This window comes from Rhodococcus sp. NCIMB 12038 (genome assembly GCF_002165735.1).
Taxonomy (GTDB): domain Bacteria; phylum Actinomycetota; class Actinomycetes; order Mycobacteriales; family Mycobacteriaceae; genus Rhodococcus_F.
Window position 1 is genome coordinate 1 of the sequence record NZ_NHML01000059.1, and the last position, 24,654, is coordinate 24,654.

The 24,654-nt window shown below is 65.4% G+C and carries 25 protein-coding genes and 5 pseudogenes; 16 read left to right on the forward strand and 14 right to left on the reverse strand.

All coding sequences use genetic code 11. The annotated features are described in order from the left end of the window. The 6 genes from CA951_RS40985 to CA951_RS41010 all read left to right on the forward strand — a co-directional run. Positions 1-1,237 (forward strand): SRPBCC family protein (locus CA951_RS40985; RefSeq protein ID WP_143543192.1); only part of this gene is annotated, 1,237 nt, incomplete at its 5' end. Next, entirely contained in the window at positions 1,234-1,650 is a 417-nt protein-coding gene (gvpJ, locus tag CA951_RS40990; RefSeq protein WP_087562301.1) for a gas vesicle protein GvpJ, read from the forward strand. The genes CA951_RS40985 and gvpJ (CA951_RS40990), both read left to right, overlap by 4 nt. After that, positions 1,650-2,435, forward strand: a complete 786-nt coding sequence (locus tag CA951_RS40995; RefSeq protein WP_087562302.1) for a GvpL/GvpF family gas vesicle protein — start codon at positions 1,650-1,652, stop codon at positions 2,433-2,435. Before gvpJ (CA951_RS40990) ends, CA951_RS40995 begins: the two co-directional genes overlap by 1 nt. Before the next feature lie 296 nt (positions 2,436-2,731). Continuing rightward, positions 2,732-3,094, forward strand: a complete 363-nt coding sequence (gvpJ, locus tag CA951_RS41000; protein ID WP_087562303.1) for a gas vesicle protein GvpJ — start codon at positions 2,732-2,734, stop codon at positions 3,092-3,094. Next, complete coding sequence (locus CA951_RS41005; protein WP_087562304.1) at positions 3,091-3,894, forward strand: GvpL/GvpF family gas vesicle protein; 804 nt, start codon at positions 3,091-3,093, stop codon at positions 3,892-3,894. Before gvpJ (CA951_RS41000) ends, CA951_RS41005 begins: the two co-directional genes overlap by 4 nt. Before the next feature lie 468 nt (positions 3,895-4,362). Next, positions 4,363-4,638: a LuxR C-terminal-related transcriptional regulator gene (locus CA951_RS41010; protein ID WP_087562305.1), complete on the forward strand. Its 276-nt coding sequence runs from the start codon at positions 4,363-4,365 to the stop codon at positions 4,636-4,638. 52 nt (positions 4,639-4,690) lie between these two features. Here CA951_RS41010 and CA951_RS41015 read toward each other — a convergent pair whose 3' ends face one another. The 3 genes from CA951_RS41015 to CA951_RS41025 all read right to left on the reverse strand — a co-directional run bounded on the left by CA951_RS41015 (position 4,691) and on the right by CA951_RS41025 (position 7,357). Continuing rightward, complete coding sequence (locus tag CA951_RS41015) at positions 4,691-5,059, reverse strand: hypothetical protein (RefSeq protein WP_256974296.1); 369 nt, start codon at positions 5,057-5,059, stop codon at positions 4,691-4,693. Between the two features lie 229 nt (positions 5,060-5,288). Next, the gene (locus tag CA951_RS41020) at positions 5,289-5,684 is read right to left on the reverse strand and encodes a hypothetical protein (RefSeq protein WP_087562306.1); all 396 of its coding nucleotides are present in this window, start codon (positions 5,682-5,684) and stop codon (positions 5,289-5,291) included. A 650-nt stretch (positions 5,685-6,334) separates the two neighbouring features. Beyond that, positions 6,335-7,357 carry a patatin-like phospholipase family protein gene (locus tag CA951_RS41025; RefSeq protein ID WP_087562307.1) on the reverse strand — a complete coding sequence of 341 codons (1,023 nt, stop codon included), beginning with the start codon at positions 7,355-7,357 and terminating at the stop codon, positions 6,335-6,337. 1,683 nt (positions 7,358-9,040) lie between these two features. On the opposite strand from CA951_RS41025, the gene CA951_RS41035 reads away from it, so the two are divergent. Beyond that, on the forward strand, positions 9,041-9,676 hold the full coding sequence (locus CA951_RS41035; protein WP_087562308.1) for a TetR/AcrR family transcriptional regulator: 636 nt from the start codon (positions 9,041-9,043) through the stop codon (positions 9,674-9,676). Positions 9,677-9,750: 74 nt separating this feature from the next. Here CA951_RS41035 and CA951_RS41040 read toward each other — a convergent pair whose 3' ends face one another. From CA951_RS41040 to CA951_RS41070, 7 genes and pseudogenes are all read right to left on the reverse strand, one after another. Then, on the reverse strand, positions 9,751-10,104 hold the full coding sequence (locus CA951_RS41040; RefSeq protein WP_143543194.1) for a hypothetical protein: 354 nt from the start codon (positions 10,102-10,104) through the stop codon (positions 9,751-9,753). Positions 10,105-10,267: 163 nt separating this feature from the next. After that, a pseudogene (locus CA951_RS41045) lies at positions 10,268-10,441 on the reverse strand (DUF4193 family protein); the annotation flags it as partial. 40 nt (positions 10,442-10,481) lie between these two features. Then, a complete protein-coding gene (locus tag CA951_RS41050) occupies positions 10,482-10,787 on the reverse strand; it encodes a WhiB family transcriptional regulator (RefSeq protein ID WP_087562309.1) in 306 nt (101 codons plus the stop codon). 476 nt (positions 10,788-11,263) lie between these two features. Further along, complete coding sequence (locus tag CA951_RS41055) at positions 11,264-12,364, reverse strand: NDMA-dependent alcohol dehydrogenase (protein ID WP_087562310.1); 1,101 nt, start codon at positions 12,362-12,364, stop codon at positions 11,264-11,266. Positions 12,365-12,842: 478 nt separating this feature from the next. Further along, a pseudogene (locus CA951_RS41060) lies at positions 12,843-13,007 on the reverse strand (DUF4193 family protein); the annotation flags it as partial. Continuing rightward, on the reverse strand, positions 12,971-13,339 hold the full coding sequence (locus CA951_RS41065; protein WP_087562312.1) for a WhiB family transcriptional regulator: 369 nt from the start codon (positions 13,337-13,339) through the stop codon (positions 12,971-12,973). The gene CA951_RS41065 and the pseudogene CA951_RS41060, both read right to left, overlap by 37 nt. A 1,160-nt stretch (positions 13,340-14,499) precedes the next feature. Then, positions 14,500-14,748 (reverse strand): annotated as a pseudogene (locus CA951_RS41070) (PAS domain-containing protein); the annotation flags it as partial. Between the two features lie 211 nt (positions 14,749-14,959). On the opposite strand from CA951_RS41070, the gene CA951_RS41075 reads away from it, so the two are divergent. After that, positions 14,960-15,739: a maleylpyruvate isomerase family mycothiol-dependent enzyme gene (locus CA951_RS41075; RefSeq protein ID WP_256974297.1), complete on the forward strand. Its 780-nt coding sequence runs from the start codon at positions 14,960-14,962 to the stop codon at positions 15,737-15,739. 260 nt (positions 15,740-15,999) lie between these two features. Here CA951_RS41075 and CA951_RS41080 read toward each other — a convergent pair whose 3' ends face one another. Next, complete coding sequence (locus tag CA951_RS41080) at positions 16,000-16,332, reverse strand: hypothetical protein (protein ID WP_087562313.1); 333 nt, start codon at positions 16,330-16,332, stop codon at positions 16,000-16,002. Positions 16,333-16,448: 116 nt separating this feature from the next. On the opposite strand from CA951_RS41080, the gene CA951_RS41085 reads away from it, so the two are divergent. The 3 genes from CA951_RS41085 to CA951_RS41095 all read left to right on the forward strand — a co-directional run bounded on the left by CA951_RS41085 (position 16,449) and on the right by CA951_RS41095 (position 20,574). Further along, positions 16,449-18,515 carry an FUSC family protein gene (locus tag CA951_RS41085; RefSeq protein WP_087562314.1) on the forward strand — a complete coding sequence of 689 codons (2,067 nt, stop codon included), beginning with the start codon at positions 16,449-16,451 and terminating at the stop codon, positions 18,513-18,515. 380 nt (positions 18,516-18,895) lie between these two features. Continuing rightward, positions 18,896-19,105: a YegP family protein gene (locus CA951_RS41090; RefSeq protein ID WP_087562315.1), complete on the forward strand. Its 210-nt coding sequence runs from the start codon at positions 18,896-18,898 to the stop codon at positions 19,103-19,105. Between the two features lie 989 nt (positions 19,106-20,094). Then, positions 20,095-20,574: a PAS domain-containing protein gene (locus tag CA951_RS41095; RefSeq protein ID WP_087562316.1), complete on the forward strand. Its 480-nt coding sequence runs from the start codon at positions 20,095-20,097 to the stop codon at positions 20,572-20,574. Positions 20,575-20,851: 277 nt separating this feature from the next. On the opposite strand, the pseudogene CA951_RS43140 reads toward CA951_RS41095, so the two are convergent. Beyond that, positions 20,852-21,071: pseudogene (locus tag CA951_RS43140) on the reverse strand (hypothetical protein). A 102-nt stretch (positions 21,072-21,173) separates the two neighbouring features. On the opposite strand from CA951_RS43140, the gene CA951_RS43145 reads away from it, so the two are divergent. Together CA951_RS43145 and CA951_RS41105 are read left to right on the forward strand one after the other, a co-directional pair. Then, on the forward strand, positions 21,174-21,428 hold the full coding sequence (locus CA951_RS43145) for a hypothetical protein (protein ID WP_143543196.1): 255 nt from the start codon (positions 21,174-21,176) through the stop codon (positions 21,426-21,428). A 120-nt stretch (positions 21,429-21,548) separates the two neighbouring features. Continuing rightward, the gene (locus CA951_RS41105; RefSeq protein ID WP_087562322.1) at positions 21,549-22,115 is read left to right on the forward strand and encodes a histone-like nucleoid-structuring protein Lsr2; all 567 of its coding nucleotides are present in this window, start codon (positions 21,549-21,551) and stop codon (positions 22,113-22,115) included. 439 nt (positions 22,116-22,554) lie between these two features. On the opposite strand, the gene CA951_RS43730 is transcribed toward CA951_RS41105, so the two are convergent. Together CA951_RS43730 and CA951_RS44755 are read right to left on the reverse strand one after the other, a co-directional pair. After that, a complete protein-coding gene (locus CA951_RS43730; RefSeq protein ID WP_179220513.1) occupies positions 22,555-22,722 on the reverse strand; it encodes a hypothetical protein in 168 nt (55 codons plus the stop codon). Positions 22,723-23,009: 287 nt separating this feature from the next. Further along, on the reverse strand, positions 23,010-23,204 hold the full coding sequence (locus CA951_RS44755) for a hypothetical protein (RefSeq protein ID WP_256974298.1): 195 nt from the start codon (positions 23,202-23,204) through the stop codon (positions 23,010-23,012). Here CA951_RS44755 and CA951_RS44760 point away from each other — a divergent pair. The 3 genes and pseudogenes from CA951_RS44760 (at position 23,197) to CA951_RS41115 (ending at position 24,573) form a co-directional block, all read left to right on the forward strand. Next, positions 23,197-23,484 (forward strand): GvpL/GvpF family gas vesicle protein, encoded by a 288-nt coding sequence (locus CA951_RS44760; RefSeq protein ID WP_256974299.1) that lies wholly within the window; start codon positions 23,197-23,199, stop codon positions 23,482-23,484. The genes CA951_RS44755 and CA951_RS44760 overlap by 8 nt on opposite strands. A 16-nt stretch (positions 23,485-23,500) precedes the next feature. Continuing rightward, positions 23,501-23,674, forward strand: a pseudogene (locus CA951_RS44765) (GvpL/GvpF family gas vesicle protein); the annotation flags it as partial. Between the two features lie 275 nt (positions 23,675-23,949). Then, positions 23,950-24,573: a hypothetical protein gene (locus CA951_RS41115; protein WP_087562317.1), complete on the forward strand. Its 624-nt coding sequence runs from the start codon at positions 23,950-23,952 to the stop codon at positions 24,571-24,573. The last annotated feature ends 81 nt before the right edge of the window (positions 24,574-24,654 follow it).

The window sequence follows — 24,654 nt, forward strand, 5'->3', positions numbered from 1 at the left end:
GCTCGGCACCGTGACCGACAAGGCGGTCTCCGCCGTCTCCGACAGGGTGGCGGGCGCCACCGATCGGCTCACCGACTACGCCGAGGGCGGCGGCGGAAGTTTGCTGTCCGCGGTCACCGGCAAAGAACACAACGGCAACGGTGACGGGAAGGGCAACGGCAACGGTGACGGTGATGGGAAGGGCGATGGCAAGTCACTGTTGTCCGGGCTGACCGACAAGGTGAAGGACACGGCGTCGGATGTGAAGGACGCGGTCACCGGTGGTGGTGGTGGTAAGGGCAAGAAGCTGAAGTTGACCAATATCGTCGAATCGATCGATGTCGGTGTCCCGGTGCAGGTGGCGTACAACCAGTGGACCCAGTTCGCCGATTTTCCGTCGTTCATGAAGAAGGTCGAACGGGTTGAGCAGGAAGCGGACGAGAAGCTGGAGTGGAAGGCGCAGATCTTCCTTTCGCATCGGACGTGGGAGGCGTCGATCATCGAGCAGGTCCCGGATGAGCGGATCGTGTGGCGGTCGAAGGGGGCCAAGGGTTTCATCGACGGGGCGGTGACGTTCCACGAGGTGACTCCCGATCTCACTCGCATCCTGCTGATACTGGAGTATCACCCGAAGGGTTTGTTCGAGAAGACTGGCAACCTGTGGCGTGCGCAGGGTCGGCGAGCGCGGTTGGAGTTGAAGCATTTTGGGCGTCATGTCATGACGCAGTCCGTTCTCCATGCTGACGAACTCGAGGGCTGGCGTGGGGAGATCCGGGACGGCAAGGTGGTCGAACCCGAGGAGTCCGAGGAAGACGAAGCGCAGCCCGACGAGGACGAGCAGGACGAAGCGCAGCTGGACGAGGGCGAGATCGAAGACTCTGCCGAAACAGACGAGGACGAGTCCGAGGAGCCGGAGGAATCAGACGAGGACGAGGAGTCTGCCGAAACGGACGAGGACGAGCCTGAGGAGTCGGAGGAATCAGACGAGGACGAGGAGTCTGCCGAAACGGACGAGGACGAGGAGCCGGACGAAACAGACGAGGACGAGGAGCCGGAGGAGGAGGCTGAGGACAAGCCGCCGGCTCGCCGTGGTCGCCCGCGCAAGGCCGCGGCCGCGAGTGAGGACAAGCCGCCGGCTCGCCGTGGCCGCCCGCGTAAGACAGCGGCCGCGAGTGAGGACAAGCCGCCGGCTCGCCGTGGCCGTCCGCGTAAGTCGGCGGCGAAGTCTGCCGGCTCGAAGCAGGGAGCGAGGCGATGACGTCAATACAACCGGCAGGTCGTGGCGGTGGCGGCGGCGGAGTCAGCGGCGGGCCCAGCTCGAGCAGCCTCGCCGACGTCATCGACACCATCCTGGACAAGGGCCTCGTGATCGATGCGTACGTGCGGGTCTCGCTGGTCGGCATCGAACTGCTGACCATCGACGCCCGCGTCGTCGTCGCCAGCGTCGACACCTACCTGCGGTTCGCGGAAGCGGTGAACCGGCTCGAGATCGGGAGTGAGCCCAAGGGCCTGACGGACCTGGCTGGGGGCGGCAGCGAGGGCGGCGCCGAGTCGAAAGCCCAGAGCGCACTCGGGGCTGCCGGTGAGAAACTCGGCGACATCCTCGGCGGCGGGAAGGAAGAACCTGAACGCGGACGGGTTTCACGCAAGTCCACGCGAGAGGACAAGTGATGTCTACGTCGGAACGGGCCAATGACGCACCCGATGAGCCACGCACCAGCGGTGTCTACGTGTACGGCATCGTGCCGGCCGGCGTGGAGACCGACGAGGACGCGGTCGGTGTGTGTGACGGGTCGGTCAGCATCGTCACCCGCGGCGACATCGCGGCACTCGTCAGCGAAATTTCGGTGGACAGGCCGCTCGGCACACCCGAGGACCTTCGGGTCCACGCGTATCTTCTGGACGGTACGTCGGGTGCCGCACCCGTCCTCCCGCTCCGATTCGGGGCAGTGATGACGGATGAAGGCGCCGTCGAGGAGGAACTGCTGGCGGCGCACGCTGACGAGTTCGCGGCGGCGTTGAAGGAACTGGAGGGTCGAGCCCAGTACGTCGTGAAGGGGCGCTACGTCGAGAAGGCGATTTTGCGTGAGGTGATCGACGAGAACGCGCAGGCCGGCGAACTGCGTGACACCATCCGTGATCAGCCCGAGGAAGCCACCCGAGATGCGCGGATGGCGCTCGGCGAGATCGTGAGCAACGCCATCGTGGCCAAGCGGGACGAGGACACCGCGAAGGTGGTCGAAACGCTCACACCGCTGGCGGATTCGGTCAATGTGCGGGAACCCACGCATGAGGAGGAGGCGGCGCAGGTGGCGGTGTTGGTCGAGGTCGCCCGGCAGGAGGAACTCGAGAAGGCGGTGGAAGCACTGGCGGAGGAGTGGGACGGCCGGGTCGATATGCGTCTGCTCGGGCCGATGGCCGCCTACGACTTCGTGGTGACCCGGAAGCCGGACTGAAGCTGCTTGCTTGAACGACCCGTCGACGAGGAACGTCACAACACCCGGGTGGGAGGCGTTTCGAGGAGCCGACCGATCGGACTGTTTCGCGCGGGGCGTATTCGTCGAATTGCCCAGTCCCTAGCGGTCTTTGATCGATTGAACACTTGCCGTTTCGGGTAGTCCGGTAGTCCGCACTGACGTCTCGGTGAGCGCGCAGAGCGGGCCGAGGAACGAACGGTGCCGCGAGAAGGCGCCGAGCCGTCCGCACACGGGGTTGCGGGAGGGGCGATAGCGGGGCAGGAAGGAGCACGAGGATGACCACAGCGGGTGGGCCGAGTTCGAGCAGCCTGGCGGACGTCATCGACACCATCTTGGACAAGGGCCTCGTGATCGATGCGTATGTGCGGGTTTCGCTGGTCGGGATCGAACTGCTCACCATCGACGCCCGCATCGTGGTCGCCAGTGTCGACACCTACCTGCGGTTCGCGGAGGCGGCGAACCGGCTCGCGATCGGCAGCGAACCGAAGGGGCTGTCCGATCTGATGTCGGGCGCAACGGAGAAGATCGCGAAGTCGAAGACGAAGGGTGCACTCGAATCGGCGGGCGAGAAGCTCGGCGATCTGCTCGGCGGATCCGGCAGCGAACGCGAACCCGCACCCCGCCGGAGCCACAAATGACCTCCGCAGAGGACACTGAGACAGACACCGACGGCGACGACGAGGCCACGGCGGAAGCGTCCGGGATCTACGTGTACGGCATCGTGCCCGCCGACGTGCAACCCGAAGACGACGCCACCGGCATCCACGACGCCCCGATCGAGATCGTCACCCACGGCGACATTGCGGCATTGGTCAGCGAGATCGACCCGGACCAACGACTCGGCACCCCCGCAGACCTGCAGGCCCACGCCCGCATCCTGGACGGCACCTCGCACGTCGCGCCGGTACTGCCGCTGCGGTTCGGTGCCGTCGTGTCCGACCGCGACGCGGTGATCAACGAACTGCTCGCCGAACACGACGACGAGTTCGCCTCCGCCCTCGACGAACTCGAGGGCTTCGCCCAGTACCTGGTGAGGGGCCGCTACGTCGAGGAGACGATCATCCGGGAGATCGTCGAGGAGAACCCGAAGGCCTCCACCCTGTTGGAGTCGATCCGCGACCAACCCGAGGAACTGACCCGGGATGCCCGGACGGCCCTGGGGGAGATCATCGGCCACGCCCTCGAGGCCAAGCGGGAGACGGACACCGGCACCACTCTCGACGCGCTGTCGCCGCTGACCGAGATCGTCACCGTCCGCGAACCCACCCATGACGAGGACGCGGTCCAGGTCGCGGTGCTGGTCGAGGTGGACCGACAGGACGAACTCGAACAGACGGTCGGAGACCTGGCCGCACGCTGGGACGACCGGATCACTATGCGCCTCGTCGGGCCGATGGCGCCCTACGACTTCGTGGTGACACCGAAGCCGGACGGCTGACCGAGGGATGTGCTGTCCAGCGGCAGGTCGAGCGGGCGATGCACGATCCGGCGGCGGCTCGGCGTGCGCTCGAGGAGGCCCGCTCCGCGGGCAGGAAGACCGAGGAAGGGGAGCAGCAAGCGACATCGACCGGATGACGTTCATGGCCGTCATGTGTGGCATGCGGCCGGGGACCGCGTCGACACGTCGACTGTCGAGGGTGTCATGGCCGTACCCCTTAGGTTCTCCAGGCCTCTCGACGATAACCAATCCGCCACCAGACGGGTTGGCGGACGCGCACCCGGCAATGTCAGCCGCGAATACCCAAAACCGACTATCAGGTATGGTTTGCTTACCGCGGTAAACAACGGGCAAAACGGACATTCTTGGTGACGCGGAGCGTGGAGCCCCATCCGGCTGGTGTGCCGCCTCGAATCAAACAGTGTGTATTCCGCGGCAGGCGCTGCGGCTCGAGAAGGGTGAGATCGCTTGACTTCCGTTCCTGGTCCTATCTTCGATGCTGTCGGGGAGCCGAAACGGCAACCCACGCTGACGCCACGCGAGTTGGAAATCCTCCGACTGTGGCTTCGCAGTGAATCGAAGGCTGCGACCGCAGCTGACTTAGGCATCAGCCTGGGCACCATCAACACCCACCTGATCAGGATCCGGGCGAAGTACGCCGCCGTCGGGCGCCCCGTCACCGACAAGTCCGGGTTGTTGATCCGGGCGCTGCAGGACGAACTGGTGTCTCTCGCTGAGCTCTGACGGCGCCGGTCCGCATCCAGTGCTAGGGGAGGGGCGACGTGTCGACCTTGTTTCAGTCGAGAGTGGGCGTGTGGAACTTCGGATTCTCGGAGAGGTCGCGGAGTCGCGCTGCCCGAGCGTTCTCGTGGGCAACTATTGCATCCTGCCAATCGTGATCGGTGACAGCGGCGTGGTCCCGGGTGGCTGGAGGTGGTACGCCGAGCTGCACGGCGATCTGCGCACACGACATGCCCGCCGCGAGGGCCTCGGTCACCGCCCAGGTGAGGAGATCCTCGGTCCAGTCGCCACCCGAGACGGCGGCGTGACTGTCAGCGTCCGGTCGAACACCCGACCAGATCCCTCTCCCTGACTGTAACGCGCGCCCCAGGATCGACGCGATGACGAGCTCGATGGCGTGCACCGGCAGCTGTGGGATGGTCACCGGAGAACGAAAAAAGTAGCCGTTCTCAGCGTACGAACTGCGTCGCTGCAGAATCTGCCGCGCAGTTACGCGACGCGATCCGTGAAAAATCGGAAGACGCGAGCCGCGACGCGCGGATGGCGGCCGGGGAACTGGTGAACAACGCGATCACCGTGAAACGTGATCAGGATCCCGCAGGACCGTTGAAGTTCTCGACGATGATTGGTGTCGAGGCCCCGGTTCTTGTTTGTCACCCGAAGGCGCAGCGGCAGCGTCTGATCATTGCCGTGGCCCGTTTCGGGAGATCGGCAACGGGGTGGCCGTCGAGGATTTCGGCAAGAACATCGAGTTCGGTGAGCCACCACCCCATGTCGTCCACTCCGTCCCGGCGGTCACCACACACGTGGGTGAAGACCAAGATCGATCGGGTGGGACCGTCCTCGGTGATCTCCCATCGCAGGACGCCTTTCCTGTTTGCGTATTCGAGCAGGGCCGGGGGGTGGGCGCGCGAACAGCCGTGCGCCCGGGCGCTGCGGCGCCGCAGCTCGCGAACACCATGCCAGACGTTCTCACGGCAGTGCGGCAGATGTCGTTCCAGACGCAGTTGGTAGCGGCCGTCCTCGTCGACGGTGACGACGTCGGTCATCGGCGGATGTCCTCCGGCCCCGACCTTCGGATCAGTATCTTCCTGTGCCACCCCTCCGGTGCGGACGTGGGATGACCGTCATGCTTACAGGTGGTGTACCCGGTTCGGGCCAACCATCACCGTCTCGTGTCGCATTACCGGTATGGGTCTCTCGAGTGACCGGCGGCAGTGGTTGTCACCGCCTCGAACCGCTCGTGATCGAGCGTCGCCTCGGGTCCGGGCACTCTTCGAAGCCGTCGGTGGCGCGCAGTGCGGGATGGGTGTGTTTGCTCTGGATGGGTACCCGATCTGGGTGGGGTGTGGTGATGTCGAGAGGCCCCGCATGAGGGTGATCGGTGATGATCAACTTGTACTATCCGCTGGCTGTTGCCCTGTATATCATCGTGGCGCTCTGGCAGGGCAATCTCGGGCACTGGTGAGCCCGTCGTTTGCCACGTCTGCGCGCAGGATCGATCGGGTTCCTGCCCGCAGGAGTGACCGTGTGACTGCACACCTTGCTCGTCGCACGTGACCTCAGAATCGCCGAGTCGACATTAGATCCACCGAGCCCGAACGGGTTTCTGCCCGTCACCCACGGTTTGCGTGGGGTTGTTGGTGCAGAGGATATTTGGGCACCGTCTCGTGGATCGCACCGTATTTCGGCGGGCGTGTCAGGCCCGCGGTGCCCGGAAGCGTTCGACGTAGGCTTCCCAATTCCAGTGAGACAGAAAGTCTTGTGTCGCCGCATACCCCTTCTGGTACAACGCTTCGATCTCCGGTTTTGTGATGTCGAAGTCGAGTACGCCTACGTCGGTCGAATCCACACGAATCGCACGGGCCTCCACCCAGGGCTGGCTCAGATATGCCTGGTCCCGGCCGACCAACATGGTGGTGAGAACACCTTCGAGCAAGTGTGGAGGCCCGCACAGGCGTAGCAGACCAAGTTGCGGGATCACCTTGTCGTTGCCGGCGGGAAGATTGGGAAGCACGGTCACCCCGAACGTGGGCCAGCGGGGCGGCTGACCGTCGGTCCGATCCAGGGAATCAATCGGAAAGTTCGACAGCACACCACCGTCCACGAGGGTCGAGGTCACCCCCGCTGTACTGGTCAACATGGCAGGACGGAAGAAGAACGGAATCGCCATCGACGCGCGGACCGCATCCGCCACCAGCTGCGTATCCGGGTCGAGGCCATAGACCCGGCCGTAATCCCAGGGCAGACGCACCAGCTGGCCGGTCGTGACATCCGTGGCAGTGACCACCAGGGAATACCGCCGCGGCTCCGGCAACGTGTCGTCGTCGATGCGCAAGTCGTGGAACGTGGTCACACCCAGTTCTCGCAGCGCCTTGGCGATCCATTCGTGCGCGACGTCGCCCCGGTAGAGTCCGCTTCCCCGAAGCATCGCCCATGAGGGTCCGACGAGCGGAATCTCTTCAATTGGACCAGGGTCGAGGAACTTGTCGTAGTCGAGGCTGAGCGCGAGGTCCTTCACCTCCGCCCCGGTCAACTGGTATCGCTTGGACGCCGCCGCGATGATCGCTCCGACAACTGCGCCGGCAGAGGTGCCGGAGACCCTGTGAACCCTGTAGCCAGCATTGATCAACGCGGCTACTGCCCCCACCAATCCGATGCCTTTCACACCGCCACCGGCGAGAACGAGGTCGGCTTGTTGCGTTGCCTTCGCCGTCGTCACGGTGGACCTCCGACGTCACGCCCACCGCCGTCGTCTGGCGATCGGTCTGCGTCCACAATTGCCCCCCGCGCCGAAGGATCCGCCGATGATCGGCGGCAGCGGTCTCCATCTTGCTCCTCGCCACCACCGCATGTGGGTGAACCACAAGATGCATACCGGGCCGGGCTGTCCCGGCATCGTGCAGCGGAAAACCGTAGTGAAGTCGGTCTACCGGAGACGATGCGGAAGCGAACTTGTCGTGGCCGAGTGCTCGCACATCATGAGAGACCCATCACCGCCGGCGATCGACGTCGAACTCGATACCCCAATCCTGTTCGCCTCGGGTCGAGACCGCGGCGCTGGTTCCCGCTCGGGGACCAGATCAGGCCTTGTTCGCCCCGGATATCCGAACAGTGCCGTGGTTCTTGTGGGGCGCTTGTGGATCCACAATCGCGAAGCGACCGGTAACAGAAAATCTCGCTTCGCCGCGCCGCGGATCCACCCCTTCGAACCGGGACCACGGCGAAACACATTCGAGGGGTGGTCGCTCTCCGCTTTATTGTGGCCGTTTACGAGATCATCTCCGAGCTTACCTGCATACCGTACCGAGGTGCCTTTTGACATTTCACTGAAATCAGAATAGCGACACTTTTCAACTGAACGAAAGACCAATTTAGTGGGACGAATGATCAAAATAAAAATGGACAAGTGATCAAAATGTGGGAAATCCTGTGGGGTGATTCAGGGCCGGGGGGGTCGATCCAGCGTGGCGTGCCGTACCTGTGAACCGTGCCGCGTCGCGGACGCCGAGCACCGTGTGCCAGTTGTGCTACCGAAAATCGGACGGGCCCGGCAGCGCGGCGATTCACGGTGCGGGGTGGCACCGGTAAGGTTCCGATCGCACGTGGATCGCTGAGACGGAGTGGCTCGACTCCCACCTGGCGAGTCGAGCCACCGCCGTCCAGCCCGAATAATTGGTCAACCGATTCCGATACCGCCTCCGAACGTGACACTCAACCACTTCAGGAACGCCCCGAAGGCGACGGTAAAGTCAACACCTGCAGAACCCATGAACCCTTCACTCCTCTCGTCTTCTTATCATCGACGGGCACCGAACCCGCTTACTTCTATATCGACCGCGGGCGCCTCCGGCGTTTCATGAAACGCGAAACAATTTTTCCCCTCGAGCTGAACGAATGCCCATTTCAATTGGACGTGTGATCAAAATAATAATTGGACGACTGATCGGAATATTGAAAAAGAACTTCGTGGACCGAGCGGCGCAACAGAGTGAGCTCTCGTGGCGATACACGCGAGCACAACCCACTGGGCGCGCATCGCCGATTGTGGTGGCCGGCCGAGGACCAAGGAAGTTCGTGGTGCCCGTATGGATATGTTCTGGATTGTCGAGGTTCTGGTAGCCACGCTGTGCGTGATCGCTGCGGCGTTCGTCGCGGCGGTGACCGCGGATGCGGTATCTCGCCACTCTCGCGAGCGGGTGCCGGACCGGGCCGACACTGCGGCCTCACCCCCACGCGCAAATGCTCACCGTCCGGCAAGGCCGGGATCGGGACTGGCACCGGTTGCGATACGGGCGTGGGCGATCTGTGTCATCGCCTCTGCTGTCGCGGTCGCCGCCGTCGGGCTGTCGATCATCGTGGGATAAGACCTCGGCCTCAGCCCCCAAGCATTTACGCTGGGCACATGGCGAAGAAGCTCCCCGCCGATGAGCGCCGCGCCCAACTTCTCGAGGCGGCGTTGGCAATCGCGGCCGAGCGGGGCGTCGACGCGCTGACTATGCGCCCACTCGCCGCCGCAGCCGGAACGTCCCTCGGGATCGTGCATTACCACTTTCACGACAAGGACACCCTCCTCACTCACCTCGGGGAGACCCAGATCTTGCAAGTCAACGACGCGATGCGGCTGGCATTCGGGCAGTACACCGAACCCGCCGGGCTGACCGGGATCCTGGCCCTCGGGGACCTGTTGCGCGCCGGAATCCGCGGACTGTGGCCGATCATCGAGGCCACCCCCCATCACCAGTTGCTGACCTTTGAGATCACCGCCCACGCGCTCCGCCAACGCAGCGCCGGCAACGTGTCGGCCGGGGCGATTGCCGAGCGGCAGTACCGCACCATGGACGCCGAGGCCGTCGCGTTCCTTACCCTGTGCGCGAGACGGGCCGACGTCACCTGGACAACTTCGGTCGATCAGGTCGCCCGGTTCGCGCTCACATGCATGAACGGGGTGGTGCTGCGCTGGCTCGTCGACCGGGACAGCGACGCCGCTCTTCTCACCCTCGACGACCTCGTGCAGAGCCTCACCACCAAAGCCCGCTGACCTCAGCTCTACGCCGCGCGGTCGGCCGGCGACCTCCTGGTCGTCGGACGCCGCGGCAAATCAGCCCACAGACACTAATCGGTGTTTCTGGCGTGCTTTCGACGCCGCTCGCGGAACCGAGCGCGGTGCCGATCGAGCGCGACGATCTCGGTCTCGCGGAGTATCTGCCGTTGCCGGCGGGCGATGGCATATCGCGTGGCGGCACTGCGCTGTCGCAACAGCTGTGCGTGGGCGGCAGCGGAGTCGTCGTCGAACAGAATTGCGGCGGTCTTGTCGCACTCGATCAGCACCCAATCGTACGCCAGCCGGGCCGCGGCCCCATTATCGAACAGCACCGGCATTATCGCGTCGTTGAACAGGTCGAAGGGGACACGCGCGAGTCGGTACTGAAGGCGGCCCACTCCTCGTGCCGCGGCTGCGACTCCCATGACAGTCGATGGTAAGCGGCACGTCGTGTAAGCAGTATCAATTCGGATGCCTCACAGTCGAACCGCGGATATTGTGAGCACGCCTGGCGGAAAGACCGCCGAAAACTTGCTGGTGAGGATAGTCACTGAGCTTGTGGCGGGGTCCGGACCCCGGTTAATTGCTGGGGAGGACGTGGGCGGTGCGTTCCTCGCCGGACAGGTCGGCGCCGGGCAGTTCCAAGGAGTCGACGTCGACGGCGGGGGACTGGGTGTCTGTCCGGGCGGCGGTGAGCTGTTCGAGGGACGTGTCCGCCGACTCGTCGGATTCGGTGACTCGTGGTGCGTCGTAGTCGGTGGCCCTAGCTGTGTCGTCCCTGTGGGTGTTCGGATCCGTCCTGTTAGTGGGTTCGTCGCTCCCTTGCGCGTGGGGGTCGGGCGGCGTGGCGGGTGCGTCGGGTGTGGCGGGTGCGTTCGGTTTCGGACATGCCGCCCCAGATGCCGTAGGCCTCNGTGGTGGTGAGAGCGTGGTCACGGCATTCGGCGAGGACGGGACAGGTGTGGCAGATCTGTTTGGCGGCGTGCTCGCGTCGGGCGCGGACGTTGCCGCGTTCTCCGTCGGGGAAGAAAATGGCGGTGTCGGTGCCGCGGCAGGAGGCGCGATGCTGCCAGTCCTGGTCGATGGGGTGGTGCGAATGGTCGAGCATGGTGGGGTGGGTCGCTTTCGAAAGTTGAACGGGGGCGATCTGCCCGAGCGGTGCGGGTATTCAACCGGGGCGGCGGTCGGGTGGAGTCGGTGGGTGTGCATGGCACATCAACGAAATGGGCGGCCTGGGTTGGTGGGATCTCCTCGGCAAGCGCATGTAAGGGGCGGATTACGTCCGGCATGCTGTGGTCCGGGAGAGTGTGTGCGAGATGACACCTCGACATATCGCATGCACACTTGCGCGGCTCGGGGATGTGGTCGCCGGTGAGAGCAGCGACAAACCGGATCAGGACGGCAATTCGGTGCGCCGGCGCATCCACAGCAGTGGGCGTATGGGTCGTTGATGCCTGGGCTCGACATCGGTGCTACCGGGAGTAGCCCCGGACGTTCCACCCCCGGTGTCGCCTGGAAGGGCCGGGTATAGTGGCCGCACCCGGTAAGGGTGCGGCCCCTGTCTGTAGCTGAAGGTTCCGGGGGTCAGGCGGAGAACTCGATGACTCCACGCAGGTTCTTGCCCGCGTGCATGTCGGCATAGCCCTCGTTGATCTGGTCGAGGGTGTACGTCTTGGTGATGAGTTCGTCGAGCTTGAGCTTCCCCTGGCGGTAGAGGTCGAGCAGGAGCGGGATGTCGCGGTGTACCTGGACGCCGCCATAGACATTGCCGCGCAGCGTCTTCTGGGTCAGGGTGAACATGGCAAGGTTCAAGTTGACGCTGGCGGAGGCGAACGGCGAGACGGATGTGATCACCGTGATGCCCGCCGGCCCGGTGAGGTCGACGATCTCACCCAGCTTGCTGCCGTCGCCCACGCCGACCGACAGGATGGCCGCGTCCGCGCCCCGTCCGGGCGCGAGGTCGGCGAGCAGCGACTGTGCCTCCTCGATCGAACCGACGGCGTGGGTAGCGCCGAACTCGAGCGCCTTCTGCCGCTTTATCTCCACGGTGTCGACAGCGATGATCAGGTTCGCGCCGGCGTTCTTGGCGCCCTGCACCGAGTTGACACCGACGCCGCCGCTGCCGATGACGACGACGTTGTCGCCCGGCTCCACNTCGGCGAGGTAGACCGCCGCGCCCCATCCGGTGGTGACGGCGCAGCCGAGCAGGGACGCGACGTTGAACGGGATGTCCTTGTCCATCTTCACCACGCAGCGCTCCGAGACGACCGTCGCATCGGCGAAGGTCCCCAGGTCGCCGGTAGCAGCGATCTCCTGGCCGCGGGCATGGAACGCCTTGGAGGCGCCGTACTCCTGCAGCGAGGCGTTGAGGCACAGGTTGGAACGTCCGCGCGCGCAGTTGCGGCAGTAGCCGCACGGCGGCTGGAAGATGAGGATGACGTGGTCGCCGGGCGCCACCCGGGTCACGCCCTGCCCCACCGCCTCGACGACGCCCGCACCCTCGTGGCCACCGACCAGGGGCAGCGGGGTCGGCATGTCACCGGTGACGGCGTGGTCATCGGAGTGGCACAGGCCGGTCGCGCGGATCTTGACCCGCACCTGGCCCGGGCCGGGATCGGCGAGTTCCACGTCTTCGACGCTCCACTTCTCGCCCGTGCCCCACAGGATTGCTGCTCTGGTGCTCATCGCTGCCTCTCTTGTCGTCGAACGCACTGCGCCCGGCGCCTAATGTTGTTTAAGCAACATAGTGGACATCATTAGAAGACGTCAACGGCGTCGGGCGCGGTGCTTGCAGGGGGGTCAGGACGAGAACGTCAGGCCCCGGAAGTCGTCGTCGGTGGCGGCGCGGACCCGACGAACTTGATACTGCAGCGGCCGACGTACTTTCGGGGGTGGGGGGAATCGATCGGTGGGCGGTTGCGCTCGATGACGGACGGCTGATCTTTGCCGAGCCGTTGACCTGACTATCGATCCGAGCTTCGACCCTTCCGACCCGGACCCGGACTCGGACTCGGCATGCGGCCACCCGGCAGACTTCGGGGAGTGTGATCGGCGCAGATCGTGCCGCCTGCGGTGCGTCCGACCACCAGCGTTACGCGAGGAGGTGACTGGTACAGGTGAATTCGTCTGTCTGTTTGGGGGACGCGGACGGTGCGTTCCTCGCCGGACAGGTCGGTGCCGGGCAGTTCGAAGGATTCGGCGGTGTCGGTGTCCTCGACGTAGACGGTGGGGACTGGGTGTCTGTCCGGGCGGCGCTCAGCTGTTCGAGGGACGTCTCCGCCGACTCGTCGGCTACGGTGACTCGCGGTGCATCGTAGCCGGTGGCCACAGCTGTGTCGTCCTCGTGCTGTGGGTGTTCGGATCCTCCATGTCAAGGGTTCGTCGCTCCCACACTCGGGCGGGCGGGCGGGCGGCGTGGCGGGCGCGTTCGGTTTCGGACATGCCGCCCCAAATGCCGTAGGCCTCAGTGGTGGTGAGAGCGTGGTCACGGCATTCGGCGAGGACGGGACAGGTGTGGCAGATCTGTTTGGCGGCGTGCTCGCGTCGGGCGCGGACGTTGCCGCGTTCTCCGTCGGGGAAGAANATGNCGGTGTCGGTGCCGCGGCAGGAGGCGNGATGCTGCCAGTCCTTGTGGATGGGGTGGTGCGAATGGTCGAGCATGGTGGAGTGGGTCGCTTTCGAAAGTCGAACGGGGAGCGATCTTCCCGGGAGGTGCGGGTGTTCAACCGGGGCCGTGGTCGGGCGGACGGTCGTCGGTGGTGTGACGGCACATCAATGAAATGGGCGCCCTGGGTTGGTGGGACCAACTCGATGAGCGCGTGCAATGGACGGGTTTCACCCCCGCCTGCTGTGGTCCGGCGAAGTGTGTGCGAGATGACCCCTCGACGTATCGCGTGCACACTCGCGCGGCCCGGGGACGTGGTCGCCGGTGAGGGCAGCGACGGACCGGATCCGGGACGGCAATTCGGTGCGCCGCCACATCCACAGCAGTAGGTGTCTGGGTGCGTTGATGCCTGGGCTCGACATCGGTGATACCGGGAGAAACCCCGGATGCTTCACCCCCTGTGTCGCCCGGAAGGGGCGGGTGCAGGGTGTGTAGTCAAGGATAATGTCCCGGCGCTCGATGGTGAAGAGAATCGCTGGAAAGTAACTGCCGTCACAGCCGGTGACGCGTCGTGGCCGTGAGCCGCTCCCGGTTCGCGGGTCCACGAGCTGTCCGTGTCCGTGCGGCCGGGTCTTGGTGTCACACCGTCGGGAGGTGGAGCGTGGCGGCCAGTCGGGGATGGGGGCGAGCCCTCGATCCGGACCGTGCGCGTGTAACCAGGCCATTCGCTCCGCGTGTATCGCGGGTCGGGATCGGGATGAGCGAACCCCGCCGGCAACTGGGGGTCGGTTGGCGGGGTTCGCGGCACCGGCTCGAATGCGGGGGAGGGCCGGTGCGAGGACGAGTGTAGAAAGTTCGACACGACGATTCGGATACTGTGATGCAGGACACGCCACTTTTTGGGTGGGATCACAGTCGTGCCCCAGGTGGAGATTTCCTTCGCTGCCTGCGCTGATATCTCCGACGTCTCTTCGCCCTGCCGGGGAGATCACAGCGGCGCCGCAGAACCCGCTGTGGCGTCCGCTTTGGGATGGGCGGAGCGCACGCGCCGACCGGTAGACGAGCGAGCCGTCTTGCGAACGCTGTTCGGATGCCTCTGTTACCCACGGGCACAGCCACTTCGACACCACTCGGCCCGGCCGCCGCCGCGATGATTGCCCCCGATCGGTGCCGAGTGTCGTCCGAGTTCGCCCACGACCGCACACCGCCCTACGGTGACGCGGTGTTTGCTGCTGAACGGCTCGGCGACGTGGATCATCTTGTCGAACAGGGCCGCGACCTGCGGTTGATCGTCCGGATGCTTGTGGGACAGAAGGAGTTCGGTGGTGGGCGTGACCTCACCCGGCTGGTAGCCGTGCATCCGGGCGACGGAGTCGGACCAGTGCCAGCGTTCGCCGTCGAGGTAGAACCGGAAACTTCCGCCCTATGCGGGTGCATTCGAGCCGAGGAGCTCACCACCGTCCACAGCTTCACCCGCTGCCCTCTGTGCTCGACCGATCTCGCCTCGATGCTATTGCCACCGTTTGCCGAGCACGCATCGGTGGTGTGCGCAGATAGGCGCTCATCACTTCACGCTTCGATCCGGTGCCGGGACATACCAGATTTGTGGAATATCGCCCCCAGCAGGGAGATCGTAGCGTCGACATCGAAGAGTTCCACGACGAAAGGAGCCTACGATGCAGTCCACAACCAACCTTCGTGCCGGTACGGCACTCCGCAGACCTCAGCTCGATCACCGCACGGCGATGCGCCTGGCCGCAACCGAGTACGACCGGTTCACCGAGCTGCTCGAATCGCTGACTCCCGAGCAGTGGTCGGCGCCAACCGAGTGTCCCGCATGGGATGTGCGGCAGCTTGCGTGCCATGTCCTCGGCATGGCGGCGTATGCCTCGTCGATCCGAGAGGGTCGGCGGCAACAGAAGCTTGCGCACAAGACCCTCGCAAAGGGCGGCGGAGGTGAGTTCATCGATCACCTCACCGACCTCCAGGTGCGGGAGCGTGCCGCGCTGACCCCGGCGCAGATCATCATGCACTTCCGTACCCTCGGCCCCAGTGCGGTGAAGGGACGCAGGCGCACACCCGCGATCATTCGCCGACGTCGAATGCCCGAACCGCAGGCGATCGCGGGAATCAGCGAATGGTGGACCATCGGATTCGTCACCGATGTGATCCTCACTCGTGATGTCTGGATGCACCGTGTGGATCTCAGCCGGGCGATCGGCAGACCGGTGCGCCTGTCCGCCGACCACGACGGTGAACTGATAGCCGACGTGGTGCGCGAATGGGCGGGGCGTCACGGACAACCGTTCCGGCTGAGGCTTACCGGTCCTGCCGGGGGAACGTGGTCGTCGGGTACCGACGGCGAAACCCTCGAACTCGATGCCGTCGAGTTCTGCCGCATCCTCTCCGAGCGCGAAGTCGGAACCGGGCTGCTCGCGACCCCGGTGCCCTTCTGAGAGCTTGTGCGGCCCTCGGAACAGGGGTTTTGCGAGCATGTGGTCGTTGACGATGTTTGTTGCGCCTTCTGTGGCTCTCACGTGACCACGGGGCGGGGCTGTTCCAGATCGGCGTGGGTGGGAAGGTCGAGGAGTGTGTGGACGTATGTGGCTTCCGCGAACGTGGTGACCTCCGCCACTTCGCCAGGCTGTGTAGGGTGGCGCCGTGGTCGGATCGGTGCGCCTCTGCGCCGCCACCTGGTCTCGAATGTCGTTGTGGGTCAGCCGCGACCCTCTATCAAGTCGGCAGTCGCGATGAGTTCGGCGGCGATCCTGCGGGCCTCTTCCGGTGTCAGGCGTGGCCGGAACTCGGGGTGGTGACCGACCTCCCAGGTCATGGACACGCCGGGTCGGCGGTCTGCCTCTCGGACGGGCGTGACGAAGCAGAAGGACGATTCGACGCCGTCTTCGTCCAGTGTGAGGTAGTCCAGTGCTGCGGTCAGCTCGATGCAGTCGCTGTTGTCGCCGATGCAGGTGTGATCGGTGTGCCCGCGGGCGTCGTTGTTGGTGCACCAGGGTGCGCAGTCGGTTCCGGTTGTCTCGTTGGTGTTCATGTTTTCGATCCTCCTCCAGTGACAGTTCGCCTGTCGGCAGTTTCGGCGCGGGTGGACCCGGGGTTGTGTGCGGCGGGTTGTCGGATGTGCGGGTGCCGGAGGCGCACAATCGGTGAATGGCTTTTCGGTTCGCGCAGGAGGCGGTCCGTTTTCTCGCGGTCTCCGATCCCGGCAGGCTGCGGCTCCGTGCCGCAACCGCCACGACGATCACCGTCGTGCTCGCGATGGTGGTGCTGCTGCCGGGTTCCACCCTGATCGGCCAGCCACTGACCGTCGCGCTGCTCGGGACGGTCGTCGCGATGCAGTCCTCGGCGGCGGTCAAGGACAGGGATCAGCACAGCAGGGTGATCACGACACTGCTGCTCGTGTTCCCTGCAATCGCGGCGGTGTCGTTGTCCGCGGTGCTGTCCCAGTATGGGAAGGTCGCCGATGTGGGCTTCATCGTGGTGCTCTTCGCGGCCGTCTGGGTGCGGCGCTACGGCCCGCGAGGTACGGCTCTCGGGATGGTCGCGTTCATCTGCTACTTCTTCGCGCTCTTCCTTCGGGCCGAGCCTGGGCAGATTCCCATCCTCGCCGTGTCCATCGTCGGCGGCGTCGGTATCTCGCTCCTCGTTCGTACCGTGATCGTGCCGGACCGGCCCGGGCTCGAAGTCAAACGGTTGGTGCGGGCGCTGCGGGCCGCGTCGATCGACGTGCTGGAGGTGGCGTCGCGCAGGGGTGACCGGAATCTCGATCTCCTCCGCAGGAAACTCGACCGGCTCGGAAGCACCGCGCTGATGATCGACGACTGGCTCGACCGCAACGATGCCGCCCAGCTCCTGAGCGTCACAAATGATGATCTGTCGGTTCGTATCTTCGACGCGCAAATCGCTACCGAACAACTCGTCAGCGCACTGTGGGCGCTCGACCCGAACAAGACATGGCCGAACTCGCTGGGGCAGGCAACCACGGCACTGGGATCGTGCCTACAGAACAATCCGTCGGACGACCAACTCCGCGCGGCCCGACGTCTCGCCACCGCGGCCGCAGACAAGTCCGACCCATCGACTCCGACGGGTATCGCGACCGCCGTCGCGATGCGAGCAGTGCAGGCACACATCGCGATCCATCACATCACCAACAATGCCCTGCGAACAGAATCCGAGCCGAAGAAGAAGCCGGACGAGGACGAAGAAACGGACGCCGGATGGAATCCGAGCACCAAAGCCGCGATCCAGGTCGCCGTCGCGACCAGCGCTGCAACGATTCTCGGTGAGCTCATCTCGCCCGACCGCTGGTACTGGGCGGTCCTGACGGCCTTCCTCGTTTTCACCGGAGCGTCGACCCGCGGTGAGATTCTCTCTCGTGCAGGCCACCGCGTCGTCGGCACCATCGCGGGAGTTCTTGCAGGAGTATTGCTGTCCGCGTTGGTCGGAAACAATCAGCCGTTGCAGCTGCTCCTACTCGTCGTCTGCGTGTTCTTCGCGTTCTACCTGGTCACGGTTGCCTACGCATTGCTCTCCTTCTTCGTCACCGTCATGCTTGCGATGCTGTACGGACTGCTCGGCACATTCAGCATCGAGGTACTCGAACTGCGCATCTACGAAACGGCGGCCGGGGGAATCGTCGGAATAGCTGCGGCGTATTTCATCCTCTCCACCGGAACGGAATCGACGCTGATCTCGAAAATCGACGACTACCTCGATCAGATGACTGCCCTCATCGACACCGCTATCGGAGCCGTCGTCCAACCAGGCAGCGACACTGACCTCGTCGCCGACATCCGGAAGCTGGACAACGCGCTGAAGGACCTTGTCACGGCGGGCAAACCCTTGGAAATGGGACCGACGACGCGGACCCGTCGGGGAGCGAAGCGGTTGTTGCGGATCATGAGCGCCGGCAATCGGTCGTCTCATGCACTCGCCCGATCGGGGGTGAGCGCCGCTCGCGACGAACCGGACAGCGGACCGTCGCAGGCGACCGCGACGGCATTGCGCCAGGCAGCCGACGTCACCCAGGCAACCATCGCCGACGTCAAACGCGCACTCGCCGGCGAGCACGTAGAGCCTCCGGAGAAACTCACCGAAACCTCGGCACCCGACGTCATGCTAAAGGCGACCACTACGCCCGGGCCGGTTCGCGGTGCCGTCCGCTCGCTCAGCACCCTCAACCGCACGATGGGGGAGGCATTGACGCGTGTCTGATGGCGTCGTACCTACGCCCTCCGAAGCACAAACCCGGGATTTCGGGCCTGGATCGATGCCGCCTCCGAAGCCGATACCGCGCAGCCGGCAGGGTCCGACGCGATGCCGGTAACGGGTCGCCTTCGGCGGTCGCTCAGGTTCGCTTCCTTTGTCGGGCGACACGGTCAGGACCCTGGTGGCGGGCCGTATCGATGGAGCCCATACCTAAAGCCCGTTCGGAGCAACACCTCGGCAATTCGTCGGCCGACAACGAACAAGAATTAGAGATGCCAGAAGAGTCCATCCCGGCGGCCCACACGATCGAAGCTCATCGATGAGTACGATCCAGCGGAGGAGTGTTCTCGATCGCAACAGCGACGAATTCGACACAATGGCCAAGATTGCAGCGCTCCCACCGAGTCGGGCAGCGTGCCGCGAAGTTCGAACTTTTCAAGGACACAGCGGGCAAGTTCCGGTTTCATCTGAAGGCGGCCAACGGGGAGATCATCGCGGCCAGCCAGGGCTACACCTCGAAGGCGGCGGCGCAGAACGGGATTGCGTCGATCAAGGACAATGCCGCCTCCGCTCCGACCGAGGATCTGACCTACTAGCCGGTGTGCGGGTGCCGACAATCACAGTGGGAAAAGCACGCTGAGGTGCAACTGTATCGCCAACCCTGATTCAAGCGATTGACGCGGAACATTTTCGCTGGCAAGGGTTTCCGGACAACTTGTGTGGGTGAGGTGTGCCGGCGCCGCGGGTGTCCGGGATCGGCCGTCGGGTCGGGCCATGTGCGGGAATGGTGAACTCGGTTCTGTCGTCGAGGCCGGATACCCGCGCCGGGGGGTGCGGGGGTGCTGGGTTCGACGGCACCCGAGAAGGTATCCGTGGGTGGCGCCGCGGGTGCAGAAGGTCGCCCACGCCCACCCGGCAGGTTCGGCGGAATGAGTAATGCCGTAGTTGGCCGGTGGTCCGTCGAGTATCTGCACGGTGGCCGTGACAAGGAAGCCGGCTGCCGGCGGTGGAGTGTGATGGACGTCAGCGGTGAACCGGTGTAGGCGGGGACGGGCGTTGGTCGTGTTGGGGGTGCCGGTTCCTGTGCGGTGTCGCAAGGCTTTGGACGTGACGCCGGCGCCATCCGAGCCCCGATTGGTTCCTCCGGGGGACGGGCCGACGTTGCTACTGCCCACCGCGGACATGGTGCCGGCGTCGGCATCGGTTCTCCTCGTACAAAGGCCGAGTTGATCGAGGGCCGAGTGCATACCGGACCGCCGGCGACGATGAGGCGGCATCGCTGCTCGGAGAAGCGGAGCGCGGGTCAGTCGAGGGCGGCCAGGCCCGCGCATCGGATGAGCGGGACGCGTAGGAGGTCCACGACGACGCCGAGGTCGGCGAGATCGACTCGGCGAGCCCGGCGGCTCCGGACGACATCTACGTCGCGGCACCCGGATCATCGCCGAACGGTCAGGGTTCGACGTATCGATGCAGTGGGCCACAGTGACACACGAGTTGCCTTGTCCCTGGTCCCACCGGTTAGCGGATTCGTCTTCGCGGGTACACCGAAGCTGAGCAGTCTGCCGCGGCGAGAGGAGCACGTGTAGTGGAAGAGCAATCGGTTCCCACCATGTCCTACAGCGGCCCGAAGGGCGATTCTTTGTTTGTCCCGACAGTGCCGTGCAGCACCTCTGCCGCTCCGGGCCGCGGCGAGGTACTCGAGGCATTGTTCACGATGTTGCCGCAACCGATGTGCGTCTTCGACGATCGGCGCCAACTGCTCATCGCCAATCCCGCGTCCGCCGCACTCGTCGGTTATCGCGTCGAGCAGCTCGTAGGTGAATTCGAGTGGCTACTGTTGCCGTCCGATACTCCCCGGTGGCGGCGTTTCCTCCGGGACATGCACGGCACCAACGCCCCTCGGAGCACGTTTTTTCGCCTCCGGCACAGCAGCGGGGACTGGTTATGGGCTCACGCGGCGGCAGCGGAGTTCACCGTCGGCTGCGCCCCTCTGATCGCGGTCACGTGGAAGGACTGCAGCACAGACCTCTGCGAGGACCCGCGGACGATCTCCCCTGCGGTCTGACGCGATGCCCACCTGACCGTATCCGACTACCTCTTCGCAGGTTCGAGCCCGAAGAACCGACGGTTCCCGCAATTGCCGGCGGAGCGCGGGCGCTCGCGCGGTACGGGTGTTGGCGTACGTGACGGTGGCGTTGGCAGATCTGGTGGCGCTGGAGCAACCGCCGTCGTGGGACTCGCGCGATGCGTCTGTCTTGGAAGTGCCCCGGTGTGGTGGACTTCCCACGCGTTCGACGAGGGTGCCGCGGTGCGGGTGATCACCGATTGCGCCGAACGCCTTTTCAACGGTCCTGGCACTTGCCCGTCCGATCGCCCTGGCGATCGCCCTCGGTGTCGTCGAAGAATGACCAGCCGTCGGTGTGTTTGACTTCCATCCGCCAGCCGAGTTCGCTGTTGTCGGCACGGATGTCGACGAAAGAGGCGTGTGTATCGTCCGCGGTGTCGATGTCCTTGGTCTCGACGACGTTGCCGGTGGCTATCGAGTACTCGATAGGTAGCGATGCCGTCCGAATGCCCGGGGATGGGCAGGGGTAACCGACGCGACGGGAGGGCGCGCCCGGTGGGTCGTGATCCGTCGCGGACCGCGGTTGCTCCGGACTGCCGGTGCTGGTCAAGTCCCTGAAGGTGGAGTGGGCATATTCGAAGGCCTTCGATGGTCAGGTGGCTGCGGCGAGCCGCCGGGGCTACGTTTTGTCAGACTTCGGTCGTGCGCGAATCCGTTGTCCGGTCGAGGACCAGGGAGAGGTGTGGGTGATCCGCTCCGGTGAAGCGGAGCTGGGCGGCAGATGCGTCGTCGAATGGGGCCTTCCAGTATCGGTGACGCCCACTGCCGATGGGGTGCTGTTTGCTGATGATTAAGCACCCGAGCCTGGGGTAAGCACGGTGTGCGCACCCCCGCCGGGAGCGGTCCCGACATATCTTGGCGCCCGCCGGCGCCGAGGTGCGCGGGTAACGGCTCGGCAACTGTGGGTGAGGGCGATGAAAACCAGAGGTCAGTTGGTGGCGGCCGTCGGGGCGGGGTATCTGCTCGGGCGCCGGACCGCGAAGCTCGCCGATATCCCAGAGGTTGCCAGGCTCGTCGAGACTATTCGGGGCGAGCTGATGCCTGCCGCCCACGCCGCGGCGTTCACCGCGGTCAACTCGCGCATCGATTCGCTGAACCGCCGGCTCGAGTCGGGCGCCGCGGACCGGGCGGCGGGCACCAGGCGGAGGTCGGACGAGGTCCGCGACAGCCGCGTCGTCGAGGCGGAAGAGCCCCCCGAGGCTGACGAGCCTGAAGAGGGCGAACAGAAGCGGAAAGACGGAAAGCTCCCCGAGAACGAAGGAGAGGAGCAGCACGAGGGGAAATTCGAGACCGACGAGAGTGAAGAGATTGCGCAGCCCGAGCAGGAAGAACCGCCAAGACGCAGTCCGCGTACCCGACGGACCCGGGGCGCACACACGGCCAAGGTAATCCGGGAATGGGCCGTCCAGCAAGGCTACGAGATCTCCGCGCGCGGGCGCATACCCGCGGACATCGAGCAAGCTTTCCGCGACGCTCACTGACCACAGGTCGGGTGGGCTTGTCCCCGCTCGCGGAGCGGTGTCACGTGGGGGAGCATGCCCAGGTCGGACTGCTTTCAACCCGGAAGAATTGGCGGCGCGCCCGGCGGTGGTCGCGCCGGGGCAACGCTGACCCGGTACGGCACCCGAATGTGCGGGGGATCGTCACCCGACGAAGATGAGTACCCCCACGCACGCGAGCGTGAACACCGAGGCGACACCGCAGACCGTCCACGCTGCCGCCTCTCCCGGATGAGTATGGGTGCCGCAGCGGCCTCGGTCGGTTCGGGCACACCGGCCGACGGGGCCGCGAGCGCATCCGCGGTCACCGCCGCACGGCGAGGTATCTCCGCGGCCCGGTCGGCGCCGAGGACGACTTCGTGAGTTTTCGACGGGGTGGTCTGGGTGGCTAGATCCGAGCTTTGGGTGGTGTGATCGTCGCTTACCTAGGTGGTGCTCGATGCTGGAGGGAGTCGATTTCGGCGGACACCTCGTCGAGGCGGCGTCTGGCCTTCGCCAGCAGGCCCTCGAGTTCGAGAATGCCGACTTCCACTTCTTCCCGCTCGGCCAACCGGCGGGCGAGCTCGGCCGGAGGTGATTTCGTCTTCATCTATTCACGGTACCCAGGTCGTCAGGCCTGATGAGGTCGACCTGTTCCTCGGGTGAGACGTGTGCACGGGAGTGGTTCATGGGTTTGCGGGAGGGCCGCACGCGGCCGGGGCGGGGTGGGCGAACACTCGGCCTCGGCGCGTACGACGTAGGGCGCCCCGCGGCCGAAGGGGTTGGCGACCGGAGCCGGGGCTGGCTGCCCGGCCGGTGTGCGCGGGTCCGGGGCAACGTACTGTGCGGGTACCCGGATCGGGGCTGGCTACGCTGGATGTTCCGCAGGTGGAGCGGTCACCCTGTGGCGGCGCGGGCGGCCGCGACGAGTCCGGTCACGAGCAGGGCCAGCAGCGCGAGCACCAGCAGAATCGGCCACAGCACCGGCGGACCTGCAAACGCACGGCCACATCCTGGATGGCACCTCGCACGTCGACCCGGTGCTGCCGCTGCGGGCGGTGCCGTCGTCTCCGACCGCGACGCGGTGATCATCGAACTGCTCGCCGACCACGACGACCGGTTCGCCTCTGCCCTCCAGGCACTGGAGGGTTTCGCCCAATACATGGTGAAGGGCCGTTACGTGCAGGAGACCATCGTCCGCGAGATCGTCGACAAAAGCCAGAAGGCCACCGCACTGCTCGAGGAGATCCGCAACCAACCCGAGGAGCTGACCCGGGTCGACCGAATGGCGTGGGAAAGCGCATCGGTCACGCCCTGGAGGCCAAGCGAGACGCGGACATCCCCAGCACCCTTGAAATGCTGTCCCCGCTGACCGACACCGTCACCGTCCGAGGACCCACCCACGACGGGACGCCGTGCAGATCGCGGTCCTGCTCGAGATCGACCGGCAGCACGAACTCGAACAGGCCGTCGGAGAGCTGGCCGAACGCTGGGACAACCGGGTCACGATGTGGATCCTCGGGCCGATGGCGCCCTACGACTTCATCGTCGCCCGCACATAGCTTCCCGCCCGCTCCACCGGAAGCAGGTGCGTCACCCGGATTCCTGTGGACGATTGCGGCCCGATGCTCACCGGTACAACGCCGCCGTCGTCCGCAGGAGCCACCGACCGGTCGGACCGTTTCGCGGCCGAACTGCGGTGTTGCGTTGGGCGGTCGATTGAGTAGCCCTTGCCCGGGGTAGTCGGCGGAATGCGCCCCCCACCGCGCAGGATCCGCTCACAGACCGATGCCGGCGCCGAGGTGCACACAACATCTACTCGACGAAGGGTTGGGCGATGACAGGCAAAGGTCAGATGGCGTTGGCCGTGGGTGCGGGTTACATGCTGGGCCGCACGCACAAGATGAAGCTGGCGCTGATGCTTGCGGGCGCCGGGGCATCCAGCCGGTTTCCCTCGGGGTCACTCGGGGTGCTCGGTCAGGCCGGCAGGCTCCTCGCGGATTCGCCCGAGGTCGCCAAGCTTGGCGCGACGGTCCGCAAGGAGTTGATGAACGCGGCGAAGACGGCGGCGGTGACTGCGGCCAGTCACCGGATCGATTCGCTCAACTCCCGGTTGCAGTCGGGCGGTGACGAGGCCTTCGGAGGGGAGGGGTCCAAGCGCAGGCGTCGTGAGGAGTCCGAGGACGACTACGGCGACGAGTACGCCGAGGACGAGTACGCCGAGGACGAAACCGCTGAGGACGACGAAGCCGAGGACGAGACCGCCGAGGACGAGGCGCCCCGCGCCCGGAGGCGCCCGGCCCCGCGGCGCCGCTCGTCGAGTGGTGGTGGATCCCGGCCCGCCCGGTCGCGGTCGCGGTCGTCGACGACGGACGACGACGAGGACGAGTTGTCTCGGGCCCGTAGGACGCGCGCGAAGTCGACGACCGATTCGGTACCCGTACGACGCACCCGGAAGTGATCAGCGATGACCTCGAATCTTGATAGTGCGGCGAAGAAGCTGCGTAAGAACGTCTCCGGTGCGTCCGGCAAGGCCGCATCG